The following is a 17,269-nucleotide window of genomic DNA, read 5'->3' as shown; positions in this document are numbered from 1 at the left end:
TCGCACACTCTTCGCTAATCAGAGCTGCAAGCTGCATTTCCTTTTCGTTTAACTGTGTCATGGTCATTTCTCCTTTTTGTTTTATATTGGAGATTATTCCCATTTACACAGTTGAAAATACAGCCTCATAGCGCCGGACGCTACCGCCTATCCCCTACTGCCGTACTATGACCTCGGCTGACTTCTGCAGGTTCAGCGCCGCTTCACAACGACGGTTACCAAATTACTTGGCATCTCCTGCAGACCTCCCCAGATAAAAACGTCATCTTTTCGCTCATATACCCGCCCAAGTTTACTACCTCAGTCCTTGGCGGCTTTGGACTTTGTCATGTTGTGGTGACTTGTCCGGCTAAGACAGCCTCAAATTGGGTTCGTGTACCTCGGGTCAAGCGTTTGCCTCCAGCTTCCTTCAGATTCCGTCTCGCGACGGACACCCTTGCCTTTGGCTAATGGTAGGCGCTCGCCAGCCCCCGTTCGGGACTTTCACCCTATAGATGACGCCCATGCTGGGCGTACACAGAGAAACGGCGTAGCCTTCCGGCCACACCGTTCCCTGTTAACAATACTTCCTTATTGACGCCCGCCGTCGGGCGGTTCTTCCTTTTTTAGAAGATGTCTTCTAAACTGTATGCCACGGCTCTTTGGGACGCATTTCTCCTCCGCATTTTTCACAGGCAAACCTGGGAGGTACAGTCAGCTCCCCCGAACCAAAATGTCAAAATACTTAACTACCTCTTCCGGAATTTCCTCTTCCACATCACACTGCAAACAGCGATATAATTGACAGCTTAAATGCTTTGTTTGCATGAACTCGCACAGCAGAGACAACTGCAGGGGACCAGGAGGCTATTTGCAATAATTTACACTATATGCGGCTGATTTAGGTGTTGAAAATGCTTCACCGGCGGAATAGCCCACCAGAACACCGCAAACAGGAGAGAACCCTTCGGGAATACCTATTTTCCCACTAAGTTCACTCTTGCCATCAAGGCCAAGCAAAGGAGAAATCACATAACACGAACCAAGCGCAAGGGCTGTTGCGGCAATTGTGATATTGGCCGCCGCACATGAGGCGGTGGCTGTATTGTATGGAGCATCCTTAGGAGCTGTTAACAAGAACAACACAGGGGCGCCATATAGCGGCTGATATCCTTCGAGAGCAGCGCGACTCATCAAAAATTCGACGCCGGAGTTCTTCATGGCAATCAATGTCGCATTATTTAATTCTTTCAGTACATCTGTATTTTCGACTACAGAAATATGGAGCGTACCTGCCTTTGGAGCATTATTTGCTGCCGCGATAAGCTGCTCAATCTTGTCAGCCTCTACAGGTTTTTGCTGATAGCTTCGCGTGCTTTTTCTCAATTCAATTGCTTTTAATGCATCCATGAAAAACCACCTTTACTTTTTATTGGAGTGTACATATAATTCTACGGATAATGGAAGATGCAGATCGTTTGGGAATTGTCTCACCCTGATGATTATACGTTACTGTAAACCAATTTATATTTTTCGTAAAATGTTATGGTGCCCGATAGCGTGAAGTATTAGCGTGTCGCTGTTTTGCTCAAAAACAACCCTAATATCTTTGTTGACATAAGCCTCCCAAAACCCTGTACCCTTGATCCGGTGAATCTTAAGTGAATTATGTTTTGGATTGACAGCCATAAAACGTAGAGTTTTCCTGGTCTGCTTTCGTTCGGCAGCTGATAGCTTCCGAAAGTCATTATTAAAAGGGTCAGTTAGAATTATCGTCGGCATTCTTTTCTTCCCCAAGGTACTCTAATAATTCGTCGGCATTAGAAAATGTTTTATATCGGCCTTCTTTTAAGGCGTCAGCGCTTTGCTTCATTTTTTCCTGCCAAGCAACAGACCAAAAATACTCTTGGCTTTTATCGTGCCATGCAACGGGTTTAATAAAAATTCCCCCATCCCGTTCCTCTAAGGCGATATAATCCCCTTCCTGTATATTTAGTTTTTTAGCAATCTGAGACAGACTGATAAGCATACGTTTTTGTACCTGCTGTATGACCTCTGGCATCTGCAACGCCTCCTTAACTGATTAGCTGCAAATACAGTTTATCTGCATTTTAAGGTGTTGTCAATTAAAACCCCCTGTTAAAATATCTTTTCCTATCCCATCAGTGCCGGGCGACCACTCTGTTTAACATTCACAATATTTTGACACATAGGAATTTGTCAGCAGTCGTTAAGAGCACTTCGGCAACCACACTTTCAGCACTGGCAAGATGCAAAGCGTAAAATGGCTTAAATCCTATGCTCACAAGGTAATCGGCTCTTTTTTTTTACTCCTTCATCAACTTCTATTCTTTCATGGCTAAATCCGCAAAAGCACCAACCTTTTCTTTCCGTTCAGGATCAGGAGTGACTGAGACTTCATAATCAATGGCCTCACTAGCGACCAAATACCATTTACCTGCTTCACAACCAGAAAGAATTGACAAAACAGCTTCAGATTCAAGCCGGATCCTTTCTTGGGTCTGGTCATCGAACGGACGGTTCAGACAACAGACATCAAGGTAAATCATTACTATCCACCCCGCATAGCTCCATTATAACATCATGATAATCTTTTTCATATTTTAAAAAATCTTCCTGGCCCGGTTTTTTGAAAAATCTGCCTTAATGGCTAATAGCCACCATGCGGTGTTGTGGTGGACTGTTTAAAGTAGCAGGGTGCCTGGCAAACCATTTATGCACAGCAATAATCGGATGGCAAAATAAAAAGCTCCCGAGTACCAGCACGGTTTGTATTTTGGTTATTTAAGCCCGGAATTGGGTTATTTGCGCCAAAGTGGCAGGAATTTGTAAGTCCACACAATAATACTTGCGGTGTCCTCAACACTTTTAGCAACTGTTGTTACAGGAACGAATCTGTGGCACTGCTTTATTTCAATTCTTACCGGATCGTTGATTCTCGGAGTCCACATACCAGGTTCTAAACAATTTAATGTTAATGAACTTGAAATAAAAAATAGAGAGTTTAGCATAGATAAATTAATAATTGTTTATTGTGAAACAGGTGACAAATCATACAAAATAGCTAAAGCGTTACGAAATGATGGGTATAAAAGCTTTTCTTTGGAAGGAGGTTGGTCAAACGGGTGGGAACCATTTATAAAAGAATCATCGAATACAAGCTGAGGAAGTAGTTTTAGCAGTAGCCGTTGGCTACAGAGTATTTTCAAAAAATGCAATTAGAGCTGAAATGGAGGTTTTCATGTGAATCTCCAGCAATTGGGAGTTTGTAAAGCGATTAGAAACTTTTTTGCTTACTCAAAATCTTGCCTCCGTCAGATTTCCTATCAGAATCTTCTCCCCAGATACTTATATCAACGCTCCGTCCGCACTTCCGTCAATGACAGGCTTGACAGTATTGAATTTGATACCCCCCTACCTCGCCGCTGGAGTTGACAGGTTGGAAAAACCGGCTACGTAAATTTTTCGCTTCATTACAACCGGATAGACCGAATAATAATAAATATCCGCCTCCCGCTAACCCCGTTTTGCCCCCGTGTTAATTTCCCCCCGCGCCAGTGAGGCATAGATGCCGAACAAGCACGTGACAGCAAATACCATGAAAGAAACTTTCACGCTGGCAACAATCTGATCGGCGTAAGCCGGGCTCAGCCCGGCTGTACCTACATAGAGGTCAATGAACAGGGTGGCCACGGCCATACTCACGGCCTGCCCGACGAGCCGCATGGTGCCCAGGGTGGAGGAGGCCACACCGTAAAACCTTTTTTCAACCGAACCCATAATGGCATTGCTGTTCGGGGAGGAAAACAAGGCAAAGCCTGTTCCCAGCAGGGCCAGGTTGAGGATAATCGACCAAACCGGCGTGCTCCTGCTGATGAAGATAAGGATGAACAGCCCCAGGGTGGTCAGGCCCATGCCCCAGGAAGCTACCACCCGTGGTTCTACCCGGTCCGAAAGCCTGCCGGTAAACGGCGAGAGCACGGCCATGATGACCGGCTGGGCCAGCAGGATCAGCCCGGCTGACTGGGAGTTAATGCCCATAACCACCTGTAGATGCAGAGACAAAAGGAAACCTACCGCAAAGGTAGCGCTGTAGTTGATTAGTGCCGCCAAGTTGGAGAAAGCGAATCCTATATTTTTAAAAAGTTTCATGTTTAAGATAGGATTCCGCTCTTTGATTTCGTGGCGTACAAAAAGGACCATCAAAATCATGCCCAGGACAAGGATATACCTGGCCCAGATTGACGTAGCTATGGTGGAAAACCCATATAGAACAGCAACCAGCCCGACTATGTAAAGGACAGTCCCGACTGTGTCAAAACGTTCTCCCTCCGCACCTAACCACTCTCCCTTTAGTTTGGTCGAGGTAATCACAAAAGCGGCCGCTCCCAGCAAAACAATAAAATAATAGATAGACCGCCACCCCATCTGGTGGTTTAATACCCCGCCCAGAACAGGACCTAATGAAAGGCCCGTATAGACCGCAGCCAGGTTGTAACCAAGCGCCTTGCCCCTCTCCTGCGGCGGAAAAACTGAAGTAAGGATGGCCATGCTGGTCCCGAAAATCATCGATCCCCCGACCCCCTGCAGCAAACGGAACAGAATCAGTGTTTCGATCGACCAGGCAAGCGCGCACAACAGGGAACCCAGGGTAAAAATAGCCAACCCGGTAACAAATACTTTTTTTCTTCCCACCATATCCGCCAATCGCCCGAAGGGCAACAGCAGGGCGGCCGTGATCAGCAGATAGCTGCTGACCGTCCAGCTGAGCAGAGTGGCGCCGGCGTTAAACTCCAGGCCAATGTTGGGAATGGCCAGGTTGACGGCGCTGCCCATAAATGGGGTTAAAAAGGAAGCCATTATGGCTGAAATTAATGTGTGTTTGCGCAGGGACGTGTTTTGATCCATGGTAGCCCTCCTGTTGCTACTTGTTTTGTTATTTGCTGAAGTTTGTTCATTTAGCAGGGTAAATTACAGTGCTATTATTCTCATGATGATGGGTGACCCTATGAGCAAACAAACATGTCAAAGCAATCCCTATCTTGAAAACAAGTGCTCAACTGCACATAAGGATACCACAGACATGCAGGTGCATTCATTCGCACACATGTTGCTTCGGCTCCAATAAGTTCGGCGCCAATGCGCCGTGTGCGATTGGTTAAATTATGAATTATATATGGTCTTATTTAGACAGTATTAACCATTATCCTGCTCAATTGTTAGTTTTTTAAATCTGAAGGTTACGATGAAAAGCTATACAAAATGCACCGGACCGTTAAAGTCAGGTGCATTACGTACCGGAAATCATTAATTTCAGAAAACCATGTTACTATTTATTTTCCTGTTTCCACAAGCTGCTCAGTTTGTTTTCCCACAGCAGGGGGTTGTCTGCTTTTACCTCAAGCGGCACCAGCGGGCCCTGCAGCACCATATAGGCGCCCTCGTCAGCCCACGGGTTTTCGATTACCTTGGCAGGGGACCACAAGGCGTTATCCTTGGTGACGGTATCTCCGATTTTGGGTATCTCCTTGCCATTTTTCAGATCATAAAGATATTGTACCGCGAGTTGCGCTGATTCAAAAGCAGGCTGTTCAACAATAGCCAGGACCTTGCCTTCGTTGATTAGCTGCAACCCTTCCGGACCCATACAGATACCTGTAATGCCGTAATCCTTGGGGTTTAAGCCGGCTGCTTCTATGGCTGTGACTACACCGGCGCCCATGATGTCAGGTGTCTGCACATATATACCCTTGATCTCTTTTCCATAGCGGGTTATGAGATCGCTGGTCCGTTTATTGGAGTCATCATTGTTCCACTTTCCTTCACCTTGTACAACTGTAAGCTGCGGGTACTGGTCGACTACCGAGCGAAAGCCCTTGGTGCAGGCCTGGGTGAACATATCCTCCAGAGAACCGGTGATTTCGACTACCACACCCTTGGGCACCTCGCCGCCGTTGCGGTCTTTAATTCCCTGAACGAAAGCTTCAGCCGCCTTTTTGCTGGATTGCTCAATATCAAAGGACAAGAACATGTCCACCTTACCGCCTTCGGGGGAGGTGTCAAGAGCCATGATAGGTATGCCGGCTTCATTCAGCTTTTTAACACCGGGGACAATCGCCTTTAAGTCCACCGCGCCGGCCATGATAAAGCCATCCACTTTCTGTACTATAAAGTTGTCCATTAATTCCATGATCTTCAAAGAGTCAGCCTGGCCGTCTTTGATATCGACCTTTACCCCGAGTTCCTTGGCCTTACTTTCTGCTCCGTTGATAAAAGCCTGGATAAAGGGGGCCGTGGGGTCTTTAATAATCATACCGAAAACCAGCTGCTTGCCGTCCTGGCCCGCCGTTTCGGATTTCTTTTCGCTCTGGCCGGACGCGCAACCGGATAGCAACATAGCCAGCGCCAGCACCGTCACCAGGCCTGTAATCCATTTAATCTTCATTAATAACGCCTCCTTTTTTCTCTCTTGATTCTAGAACTTCAGGACCTTTCTCCAAACACCCCCTAAAGACTGTTTTTGTTGTTTCTCTCTTTGAAAATGCCGTCTTCTCTTAAAATACATTCGGAGTGAATTACCCAACACATATCGCTGAGTGTTTATTCATGCTTTACGCCGAGTCTGCTACCTCATTGTCTAATCTCTTTTTTAGCCGATCGCCAGCTGATTTGTCTCCTGCTGCTCGTGGCGCAGCATCTTTTTAACCTGTTCCTGGTGCAACAAGTGATTGCGGACCTTCTCTCTTACCCGGTCGATTATGATGGCCAAAAAGATCAACGCGCCCTGGGTGGCGTAAACCAGGCTGACATTCACTCCGAGTAAATTCAGAGAGTTTGAAATCATACCCAGCAGCAGCGCTCCTCCCAGCATACCCAGCGGGGTTCCTTTGCCGCCATCAAGGCTGGCGCCGCCCAGGATGGCGCCGGCGAAGGACAGCATGACCATCCCGTCGCCCATGGAGTTGGATATTGAACCCTGCCTGCCGGCCGCCAGAAGACCGGCCACAGCCGCCAGTATACCGCTGATAACAAACGCCCAGATCACCATTTTGCTCGTATTGATGCCGGAAACAAAGCTGGCCCTGGCATTGCCCCCGGTGGCCACGAAGTAGCGGCCAAAAGTGGTGTGCTGCAAAATAAAATGAAATATAATGAAGATGATCAGGACAATCGGGATTGCCACCGGAATATTGCCGACCATTCTGGCTTGCCCGGCATAAGTATAGACTTTAGCGAGTGGAAAGATGGAGAAGGGGACCAAAAAAAGGACGACGCCACGCAGCATGATCAGCATGGAGAGTGACTGCAGGAAAGGGTTTACCCCTATCTTGGCAATAAAGACCCCGTTAAAAAGCCCCACCAGGGCTCCCACAGCCAGCGTTATAAAGATGCAAGTGATTGGGTCGATACTGCCTGGAAGCCATTTGGTGGCCAGCAAGAGGGCAATACCCGGCGCAAAGGCCAGGATAGACTCGATGGATAGATCAAGCAGACCGATGATCATAACCAGGCCCTGCGCCAGGACAAGCATGCTCATGATGGCGCTGTGGTAAAAAATGTTGACCAGGTTATCATAGGTCGCAAACTTGGGGGTTATCACCACATTCAGGAGGAAGAACCCCGCGATAATAACCCATATGAGGTTATCCAACAAAAACAACTGCACTTGAAGCTTCTTGGGCATTAAATCTTACTCCCTTAAGACCAGAATTTTGTAACTACTCGCAAAACGTTTATAGTAAGATCCATGTCGTAGGGCGTAGGGCGTAAGGCGTAAAATTTTAGACGTGAGACGTGAGACGTGAGACTTGAGACGTGGGTCTGCATATATTCTGTAGCTTTTGTGCGAATGAATTCGCACCTGCATTTGTTGAAGTATCGCTCCTCATGCCATTACCTTGTTTTCAGACCCCAAAGGCATACAGCATATACTCACGTCCCACGTCTCACGACCATCCTATAAGGAATGCAGTATAATTCACGCCCTACGCCTTACGCCTTACGACATCCTGAAATAACAAACTATATTACTTTGAGGGGGGGAAGTCTCTGATGTGTTTGATCCATGATAGCTAACTAGGGTTTTCTATCTTATTGCCCTGTACCGCCATATACAGGTCTCCTTCAGAAAAATCTTCCCTTTTTAACTCCCCGGTAATTTCGCCCCGGTACAGTATTAAAATGCGGTCACAGACCATGATCAAGTCGTCTAAGCCCGGCGAGGTCATGATGATTCCCGCTGTTTTGCATAAATTTTCTCTGACTATGTCCAGAATGCTTTCTTTGGCGGAGATATCCACGCCCTTAGTAGGCTCGTCCAGCAGCACCACTTTAGGCAGCGTCGCTGCAATCCTGCCCACCACAACCTTTTGCTTGTTGCCCCCGCTAAGCTGGTTGACCTCCTGTTCCTGGGAAGCCGTTTTAATACCCAACGTCTCGATAACGCCGGCTGTAAACTGCCTTTCCCGCGCCTTATTGACTACTCCCCCCCGGCTTACAGCCGGCAGGGAGTTTAAGATGAGATTTTCCCTGACACTCAAAGTGCCCAGAATTCCCTCGTTCTCTCTGTCTTCGGGCAGGTAAACAATACCTTCTTTTAAAGCCTGGGAGGGATGGGTCAGGCGCCTGACTGTGCCGCCAACTCTGATCAGCCCGCCTTCCGCCGGCTCAATGCCGGCAATGCCTTTGAGGATCTCCGTCCGGCCACTGCCCCGCAAGCCTGCGAGGCCAAGAATCTCACCCTTTCTCAACTGAAAGGTTATATTATGGTAAAATCCCAGCCTGGTAAGGTTTTCCACAGACAATACGGGTCCTTCATTCATATCGCAGGTTGGAACTGACCCTTGGGTTCTCTTATTAGCCCTGAATTCCTCACCGACAATCAATGAGGAAAGTTTTTCCCTGTTCAGGTCCGCACAGCTTTCTGTGACAATCGTCCTGCCGTCGCGCAGGACGGTGACCCGGTCACAGACCTTTAACAGTTCATCGGTCCGGTGGGAAATGAAGAGAACGGTGTTCCCGGTCGCCTTGATCTGGTCGATAATTTTATACAGGATCTGCTCATCCTTCTGTGAGAGGGAAGCCGACACCTCATCCAGGATGACAATACCGGCATTTTCCACATAAAACGCTTTCAGCACCAGTAAGAGCTGGCGCTCACTAATGGAAAGATCGGCCGCTTTGGCACGCGCGTTGATATGGAGGCCTGCTTTTTTTAAAATCTGCTCTGCCCGGCTATAAATCTCCTTCCAGTTAACAAACCTGTTCCGGCAGATGTAATCGCCCATGAAAAGGTTTTCAGCCACCGTGAAGTCAAGGATCACCTGAGGGTCCTGTGGAACAATGGATATCTTCTCTTTTTTGGAGATAATCCTGGTTAAGGCTGTAAATCTCTTATTTTCAACAAATATCTCGCCTTCCGTCGGGCTGATCATACCCGCGATAATCCCGACCAGGGTTGACTTGCCGGCGCCATTTTTGCCGATAATGCCGTGGACTTCCCCTTTTTGCACATCCAGGTTGACATTGTGCAGGGCTACCGTCCCCGGATAAATTTTGGATATTTGGCTCAGTCTTAAGACCGTACCGGTTTCCCCGGCTGCGTTCAATGCGCTTACCGGCAAGACGCAAAACCCCCTTTACCTGGCTATCGCCTGCAACTAACGAGTACGAACATATAAAACGACATGTATCTCGACAATACCTGTCTCCAAAGGAATGCCCCAAAAAGTGCAGGTGCGAATTTATTCGCACAAATGTTCCATTAGACATTGAAGTACGGCGCTGGCGCGCCGTGTGCGATTGAAATGGCGCCTACATCACTTGCATTTTGCACTAATCGGAACACTTTATTGGGAACAGCTTTATTACGTTTTACAGTAATCCATTTTAAAGAGAATCTTGGCGGCGTTTTTGTCGGAGGCAGTCAACATGGTAAAAGCATCCGCCGCCGAAGCAAGCGGCAGTATATGTGATACCACCGGAGTAACATCAATAATACCACCGTCTATATAGTCTGTGGCCTTCTTCAGGTCACCTGTCCCGTAAGCGTTGACACCCTTGACGTCAAGTTCTTTATTCACTATATCGTTGGGGTCAAAGAGAATCTTGTCCTCATACAACCCGGCCATTATCAAACGGCCGCCGGGTTTAAGCCATTTTACGGCGCCTTGCAAAGTGTTTTCCACCCCAACCGCCTCAATCACCACATCAACCTGACTGGAGGCATCCTCCGGAAAACTTTCCATTACCAGGTCTGCCCCAAGTTTTTCAGCAAACGCGCGTCTGCCCGGGGAGAGGTCAACCACGGCCACCCGGCTGATCCCGGCCGCCCGGGCAGCCAAAATGGTCAAAAGTCCGATCGGGCCCGCCCCGACAATACCCAAACTCACCCCGGGGGTCAACTTCGCTATTGCTGCAATGTGCAGGGCCACAGCCAGCGGTTCCACCAGAGCCGCCTTCCGCAATGACATGGATTGGGGAATTTTCAAAAGGTACTCCGGCTTCATCAAGAGGTATCCGGCAAAACAACCGGGGGAAACCTCACCAATAAAGCCCAGCTCCGGGCAGCGGTTCCCCTGACCCTGCCGGCACCACTCGCAGTTCCCGCAGGAAACCCGCGGGTCTCCCACCACCGCGTCGCCAGGCGAAAGTCCGGTCACATCAGCCCCGACCTCGGCAACCACGCCTGAAAATTCATGTCCCATGGTAACCGGGATATAAGTTACAAACATTCCCTTGCGGTATATATGCAAGTCCGATCCGCAGATGCCGGCATAGGCCACTTTAATCAAAACCTCACCCGGGGCGCAAACGGGCCGCGGGACTTCTTCCACCCTGACATCCCCAATGCCGTAATAACGGGCAGCCAACATGCTCTTCTCCTGCCTTCCTCGTTAGTCCCGGGCAAACCGTTCCAGAATGGCGTTGCCGTGGGCCGGAAAACCTTCGTAATCAGCCAGCTTGACCATAGCGTCCTTTAGGTTGGATAGTCCTTCCTTGGAGAAATACTCAAAGGTAACGGCTTTGTAGAAGTCCGCCGTTTTCAGCCCCCCGGAAACCACCGCCCGGCGCCCGGTCGGCAGGACATGGTTGGGGCCGGAGCCAAAGCAACCGGTGCTCAGAGGGGTATAGTGCCCAAGGTAAATACCGCCTGCATTTTTGATTTTCTGCATATCCAGGATGGGTTCCCTGGTCATGATTTCCAGGTGTTCCACCGCATACTCATTGGCATAAGCAATTGATTCCTCAAGTGATTCGGTAATTACAATGGCCCCGTATTTTCTCAAAGATTCGACCACAAAGTTTTTGCGGTAATCACTCAATCTTTCAATATGGCGGCCTATCCGCTCCTGTACGGCATAAGCCAGCTCCCTGACGTGGGTCACCAGGACCCCGGCGGAGTCCAAACCATGCTCTGCCTGGATACAGATGTCCGCCGCGGCAAACTCCGGATCGGCCGACTCGTCCGCAATAATAAGCCCCTCGCCAGGCCCGGCGTGCGTGCCGATTTCAACCTGGCCGTAAAGCAGCTTAAAGGCCGCCAGCACCCACTTGCTGCCCGGACCCACTATTTTGTCCACCTTGGGGACGGTTTGGGTACCGTAGGCCATAGCTGCTACAGCCTGACTGCCGCCTACCCTGTATACCGAGTCAGCCCCGCACACGTCGCAGGCGATCAGCGTCCCGGCAGGCACTGAGCCGTCCGGCGCGGACGGAGTACATACGATTACTTGCGGAACCCCCGCCACCTTGGCCGGCAAGACAGACATCATCACCGCGGATGGGAACCAACCCCTGCCGCCGGGCACATAACACCCGACCCTCTCCAGGGGAATTACCACCTGCCCGGCCACCAGGCCCGGCGAAAGCTCTGTGGACCACATTTTGTTGGGCATCTGGGCGGCGTGAAAACGCTTGACGTTGCCGGCCAGTGTTTTTATAGCGTCTACAGTTTCCGGATCAACCTTGGCATAGGCATCTTGAATTTCCTCAGCTGTTACTTTGATCTGGTCTTTGGAAATGGAAACACCTTCAAATTCCCTCGTATAATCCACCAGCGCCTCGTCGCCGCGCTCCTTGACCCGGTCGATAACTTTGGCTACATCACCCAGGATGGAACCCGTCTCCACCTCGCTCCTTTTCATGACCCTGCTATAATCCCCGGCAGCCATTTCCTTGAGTTCATAAACCCGGATGTACATGTTTTGTCCCCCTCTGCTCAGATAATAGTCAACTCTAAAAAAAACAGACAAACTCCTGAGGATTGGAGCCTGCCTCCCGGCGACCTCTCAAACAAACGTCCAATAAATAATTAATGCTTTAACATGGTAAAGTAAGCGCTTATTGTTTTCGATAACAAATCACAAATTCCTCTTTTTTAAGGAATTTTTCTGTCAAGGGCTTCATGGAATCCTTGCCGAGATCTACTACTATAGACTATATTATTAAAATATTGGCGCAAATTGTTTTCTTTAGAGGATTTAGAAAATTAATGGCTAAATATCCTTTTATTAATAGAAAATCGATAGGGGGTGTCAAGCGTTGAGCATGTCTAGTAATCTTACTGCCTCATGGGAGGCGGCGCTGCAAAAACTAATTGAAGGAAACAACAGGTTTACCAGTGGTAAACCTGCTGACAAGGAACTGGGAGCAGGACGGCGGGAAGAGCTCTTAAAGGGCCAAAACCCTTTTGCCGTGATCGTATCCTGTTCGGATTCCCGCATACCGCCCGAACTCCTGTTCGACCAGGCCTTGGGCGACATATTTGTGGTACGGACGGCGGGTAATGTTGTAGATACAATTGCGATAGGCAGTGTGGAATATGCTGTGGAGCACCTGCACACACCGCTGGTAGTGGTGATGGGCCATGAAAATTGCGGCGCCGTTAAGGCTGCTGTGGACGGGGGAGAAGCAGAGGGAAGCATAGGGGCTATTATTGATAAAATTGAACCCTCTCTGGCCAGGGCAAAGGCGGCCGGCGCAACCGGAGCACAGCTCTATGAGGCTGCTGCCGATGAAAATATTATGGCAACCATACGGGACCTGCAAAAGAGCCCCATCATCCAGCGCCTGCTGGCGAGCGGTAATCTGACGCTGGCGGGGGCTAAATATCACCTGGGATCAGGGGAAGTGGTCTTTAATATCAGTAAGTAGCCCTGAACAAATTCGCTTTCGCCGACCTGTAGGCATATCTGCAGGCTTATAAGGCAATAAATTGTGTATGAGCTCATTCGCTCTATAAATTAGGACTTAAATAGTATAATATCCTTAACAACTTAAGGGTGGCTGTAAAAAAGCCGCCCTTTAGGTTGTCCGGCTTGGAAATTCAAATTCCTTTTGCAGCAACTCCTTGAAATCGCTGGCCGATACCGGTCGTCCAAACATAAAGCCCTGCAGCTCGCTGCAGTTGTGCTGCTTTAAGAAATCCAACTGTTTTTCGTTTTCGACCCCCTCTGCGATAACCCCCAGGTTCAGGCTTTTACCCAGGTATAATACCGTTGCCGCGATAGCCTCATGGTTGCGGTTTGAACCAATTTCACTAACAAACGACCTGTCAATTTTCAACTTGTTAACTGGAAAGCGCCTTAAGTAACCAAGGGAGAGACTCGAACCAAAGTCGTCTATGGTCAGAATAATCCCCATGTTCTTCAGTTCCTCCAGGACTCTGAATGTATATTCAGCGTCCTGCATGACCAATTTTTCAGTGATTTCCAGTTCCAGCCAGCTGGGGTCGAGTCCTGTTTCTTGTAAAATCCGCGAGACGGTATCGACCAGGTTCTGCAGTTGAAACTGACGCGCGGAAAGATTCACTGCTACCCGTATGGGCGGCAGGCCCGCCTCCTGCCATTCCTTGTTTTGGGCACAGGCTGTCCGCAGGATCCATTCGCCGATCGGAACGATCAACCCCGTCTCTTCCGCCACAGGAATAAACTGATCGGGAGATACCAGTCCCAGCCGTGGGTGCTGCCAGCGTGCCAGGGCCTCCACGCCAACTATCAACTTCGTGTTGATGTTCACCTTGGGCTGGTAGTAAACCACAAATTCGTTACGGCTCAAAGCACGACGCAGGTTATTTTCCAGAGATAGCCTTTCAAAAGCTTTAGCGTTCATGGACGGGTTGTATAACTGGTAGTTGTTTTTGCCTATTTCCTTGGCCCCGTACATAGCCGTATCAGCGTTTTTAAGCAAGGTTTCGGCATCATTGCCATCGTTGGGATGAAGGACAATTCCAATGCTGGTGGTGATAAAAAGTTCATAGCCATCAATTTTAAAGGGCTGCCGGATGGACTCCACTATTTTTTGGGCTACTACGGCGGCGTTTTCTCCTCTGTCTACGTCCGGCAGCAGCAGAGTAAACTCGTCCCCTCCCAGCCTGGCCACCGTGTCTTCCTCACTTACACACGCAGTCAAACGATCGGCCACACTCTTAAGCAGCCGATCGCCCAAACCATGGCCGAGGGTATCATTAATTACCTTAAACCGGTCCAGATCCAGGTACAGCACTGCCAGAGGCTGGTTGTACCGCTTAGCGTGAGCAATAGCCAGGGAGAGACGGTCCTTGAACAGCATCCGGTTGGGCAGTCCGGTAACCGGATCATGGAAAGCCTGATACCTGATCATCTCTTCAAAGCGCTGCCTTTCGGAGATATTCCTGGAAACAAAAACAGTCCTGGTTTCGCCTGCGGCTGTGCTGTAAGTTTTCCCGGTGCTTTCCAGCCAGCAGAATTCCCCGTTTTTTGCCACGGCCCGGTAAACCAACTGCCCCGGGGCGAAGTGATCCAGTAGTAGTTTCCCCAACGAAGCCATAACCGCCGCGTGATCCTCCTGGTAAATAAAATCAGTCACGTGTTTGCCCAGAAGGTCGCCGGGTTCATATTCCAGGACATCTTTGTAATTGGGACTGGCGTAAAGGTACCGCCCCTTTGTATCAATCTCACTAATCAGATCATAGGTGTTCTCTGTTAAGGTGCGGTACCTCTCTTTACTTTCGTAAAGGGCGCGATGGGACCGCGCCAACGATTCAAGCATTTTATTAACTGCCATGGCCAGGCTTGTAAGCTCATCTTTACCGGTCATGGAGACACGCAAGGAAAGATCGCTGCTGGCGCTGATGCCCCGTACACTACTGTTCAGAGCAGCCAGCCGCGACAGTACCATTTTTTCTATCAGGAGCAGCACCACAATTCCAAAAATAAGGCAGAAGGCCAGCAATGGCAGGATAAAATAATGAACACTGGCTAAACCCAGCCGGTAGATATCCCTGGGCATCGCAACTTTCAAGATCAGGGCCGGGTTTCCATACAGATCCATGAGCAACCCGTAGCCGGCCACAGTCTCCTCGCTCAGCGGGCGCACCACCACCTGATCCTGTTCCGATAGGGCCGGGTAAACATCCTTAAACTCGGGTGATTTCTCCGCCAGATCATAACGTTCCAACACCAAAGGAAGGTGGAGCTTTCTGGCAAGCCGCCTGATCTCCTCCGCATCCAGATAGCGGCCCATAATCAGTGAACCTCCTGCCGGTCCATTACCTCCACTGGGGCGGATCGGCTGGGAATCAATGAGAACCGGACCCTCGGGCAGGAGAATAATGCCCGCCAGGCTGCCGTCTGTCTGTGGGTGCGACAGCAGCAGGCTGCCGGGCGCAAGCTGCTGTTTAAGGCTTTGCGGAACCGCTGTCTCTTTTTCGGTCAGAAAGTCATAGCCCCTATCGTAAATAATCTCCCCCGCGGAGTTGACATAAATAATCAAATTAATCCTGAACTGGGTGTAGGCGTAGGCGTTTTCCGGGAGATTTCTCTTGATATAGTCTTCGTTGGCATCCTCAATGAAGGCATAGGTTTCATCCCAATTGGCCCAGTCATAGTTGATGGAATAAAGAGATGCGATATCTTCTGTTACAGCACAGAGGGCACGTTCAGTGTTTTGGTGACTGGTCTGTTCATCCAACACGGCGAAACGTTCCAACATTGTGCATCTTGAGGTTGCATAAAGCAATATAATTAATATGGCCAGTGTAATCCCGAAGACTACCAATGTCTTTTTGCGAAGTGTCATAAGAGTCCCTCCGGCTTATTTCGGAACCGGCAGATCCTTCCATAACCTTTTTCCAATCAAAACTCTAACCATGCCAAAGCTCACCTATTATTCCTTCCTTGGTTCTCGAGGTTCCTCCTCTACGGTGATTTCAATTCTGACCCGATCGCCCTGCTTTGCCCCCTTTGGCAGGAGGACCTTGGGGATGTGAAAGATCCTTTTATTCAGTTTAATTAAGGCATATTCCCCTTCAAATCTGTCAATGGTCAGCATGCGGTTCAATCATCCTTTCTCTCATCACATCTCTGGAGAAATTGAATTCATATACTCTTTTTATACGCATTTTATTAAATTAATCAGTTGTTTTTTTGAGACTTCCTCAAACGAGTAGAAAAAGCCGACCACCATGGAGAAGCATGCAGCCGGCTACGAATACAAACTTGCCGATGGGCTGGTCATACTGAAGGCCATAAGCCATAACTATTGCTAAAAATCCAACTTTAAAAAAATTTAACCGGTATGCGGCTTGCTACCCGGTTTCGGAATCATTTACATCGCCAAACCCCTGGTTTTGCACATTACTACGCCGTTTACAAATCTATTATACTAATTAAATATTCAACATGTTTTTTCCTGCTGTGGTCTCAAACATATCCAAGCGTTCCAAGAATAAACCACAAGTAAAAAGGAATGCCTTATCCGGCATTCCTTAAGACCAGGAAATCATATCCAAGCTTGGTCAGGCTGCACATTTTACTTTTGCCTTCGGTAGCAACGTCCACCAGACCAAGCGCATACAGTTGGATAACAATGTGGTCGAGGACCGCCCTTTTCACTTTAGCGGTCAGGGATAGCTCCTCTTTGTTCATGGGACCTTCTTCCTCAAGAGATCTAATAACCCTCTCCGCTTCTTCCGGCAGGCGGTGTTGCACTCCATGGAAGTATTCCGCCAACGTTGTGGTCATGTAATGGTAACCCCTTTCAAAAAATTATTCTATTGCACTACTATTATTGTCACTTAATCAATTAAGTAAACCTTTTTTTGTCCATAAATATAAAAAAGCTCGTCTTTCACCATGTTTTCACGAAAAAATACACCCGCACGGGCAATGTCATTAAGATAAGGCCAAGGCCATACCCGCAGCACAAAAGAGCAGAGTATCAAAAGGTACCCTGCTTTTTTTCGTTAAAAAATTGGAGAAATTTCAGAAAAACACTTGACAAAACGTAA

At 48.7% G+C, this 17,269-nt stretch carries 14 protein-coding genes; 2 read left to right on the top strand and 12 right to left on the bottom strand.

The features are described from left to right. Positions 1-846 precede the first annotated feature (846 nt). The 3 genes from Psfp_RS18950 to Psfp_RS18935 all read right to left on the bottom strand — a co-directional run bounded on the left by Psfp_RS18950 (position 847) and on the right by Psfp_RS18935 (position 2,549). Entirely contained in the window at positions 847-1,389 is a 543-nt protein-coding gene (locus Psfp_RS18950; protein WP_134220081.1) for a nitroreductase family protein, read from the bottom strand. Positions 1,390-1,738: 349 nt separating this feature from the next. Beyond that, on the bottom strand, positions 1,739-2,041 hold the full coding sequence (locus Psfp_RS18940; protein ID WP_134220079.1) for an AbrB/MazE/SpoVT family DNA-binding domain-containing protein: 303 nt from the start codon (positions 2,039-2,041) through the stop codon (positions 1,739-1,741). Positions 2,042-2,324: 283 nt separating this feature from the next. Further along, entirely contained in the window at positions 2,325-2,549 is a 225-nt protein-coding gene (locus tag Psfp_RS18935; RefSeq protein ID WP_134220078.1) for a hypothetical protein, read from the bottom strand. Between the two features lie 304 nt (positions 2,550-2,853). Here Psfp_RS18935 and Psfp_RS18930 point away from each other — a divergent pair, with 304 nt between their 5' ends. Continuing rightward, positions 2,854-3,165 carry a rhodanese-like domain-containing protein gene (locus Psfp_RS18930; protein WP_192895535.1) on the top strand — a complete coding sequence of 104 codons (312 nt, stop codon included), beginning with the start codon at positions 2,854-2,856 and terminating at the stop codon, positions 3,163-3,165. A gap of 351 nt (positions 3,166-3,516) precedes the next feature. On the opposite strand, the gene Psfp_RS18925 is transcribed toward Psfp_RS18930, so the two are convergent. From Psfp_RS18925 to hisD, 6 genes are all read right to left on the bottom strand, one after another. Continuing rightward, on the bottom strand, positions 3,517-4,908 hold the full coding sequence (locus Psfp_RS18925; protein ID WP_134220077.1) for an MFS transporter: 1,392 nt from the start codon (positions 4,906-4,908) through the stop codon (positions 3,517-3,519). 421 nt (positions 4,909-5,329) lie between these two features. After that, a complete protein-coding gene (locus Psfp_RS18920; protein ID WP_134220076.1) occupies positions 5,330-6,445 on the bottom strand; it encodes a sugar ABC transporter substrate-binding protein in 1,116 nt (371 codons plus the stop codon). Positions 6,446-6,649: 204 nt separating this feature from the next. Then, a complete protein-coding gene (locus tag Psfp_RS18915) occupies positions 6,650-7,684 on the bottom strand; it encodes an ABC transporter permease (RefSeq protein WP_134220075.1) in 1,035 nt (344 codons plus the stop codon). Positions 7,685-8,072: 388 nt separating this feature from the next. Next, the gene (locus Psfp_RS18910) at positions 8,073-9,623 is read right to left on the bottom strand and encodes a sugar ABC transporter ATP-binding protein (protein WP_243120804.1); all 1,551 of its coding nucleotides are present in this window, start codon (positions 9,621-9,623) and stop codon (positions 8,073-8,075) included. Between the two features lie 243 nt (positions 9,624-9,866). Then, positions 9,867-10,874: an alcohol dehydrogenase catalytic domain-containing protein gene (locus tag Psfp_RS18905; protein ID WP_134220074.1), complete on the bottom strand. Its 1,008-nt coding sequence runs from the start codon at positions 10,872-10,874 to the stop codon at positions 9,867-9,869. A 21-nt stretch (positions 10,875-10,895) separates the two neighbouring features. Next, positions 10,896-12,203 (bottom strand): histidinol dehydrogenase, encoded by a 1,308-nt coding sequence (gene hisD, locus Psfp_RS18900; RefSeq protein WP_134220073.1) that lies wholly within the window; start codon positions 12,201-12,203, stop codon positions 10,896-10,898. Positions 12,204-12,549: 346 nt separating this feature from the next. Here hisD and Psfp_RS18895 point away from each other — a divergent pair, with 346 nt between their 5' ends. Then, positions 12,550-13,155, top strand: coding sequence for a carbonic anhydrase (locus tag Psfp_RS18895; RefSeq protein WP_134220082.1), 606 nt, complete (start codon positions 12,550-12,552; stop codon positions 13,153-13,155). 150 nt (positions 13,156-13,305) lie between these two features. Here Psfp_RS18895 and Psfp_RS18890 read toward each other — a convergent pair whose 3' ends face one another. From Psfp_RS18890 to Psfp_RS18880, 3 genes are all read right to left on the bottom strand, one after another. Next, the gene (locus Psfp_RS18890) at positions 13,306-16,059 is read right to left on the bottom strand and encodes an EAL domain-containing protein (RefSeq protein ID WP_134220072.1); all 2,754 of its coding nucleotides are present in this window, start codon (positions 16,057-16,059) and stop codon (positions 13,306-13,308) included. An 87-nt stretch (positions 16,060-16,146) separates the two neighbouring features. Next, entirely contained in the window at positions 16,147-16,311 is a 165-nt protein-coding gene (locus Psfp_RS18885; protein ID WP_134220071.1) for a DUF3006 domain-containing protein, read from the bottom strand. A gap of 422 nt (positions 16,312-16,733) precedes the next feature. Then, positions 16,734-17,003 carry a transcriptional regulator gene (locus Psfp_RS18880; protein ID WP_134220070.1) on the bottom strand — a complete coding sequence of 90 codons (270 nt, stop codon included), beginning with the start codon at positions 17,001-17,003 and terminating at the stop codon, positions 16,734-16,736. Between the last annotated feature and the right edge of the window lie 266 nt (positions 17,004-17,269).

This window comes from Pelotomaculum sp. FP (genome assembly GCF_004369245.1).
GTDB lineage: Bacteria > Bacillota > Desulfotomaculia > Desulfotomaculales > Pelotomaculaceae > Pelotomaculum_C > Pelotomaculum_C schinkii.
The sequence above is the reverse complement of the archived record's forward strand: the minus strand, read 5'-3'. Positions and strand labels throughout refer to the sequence as shown.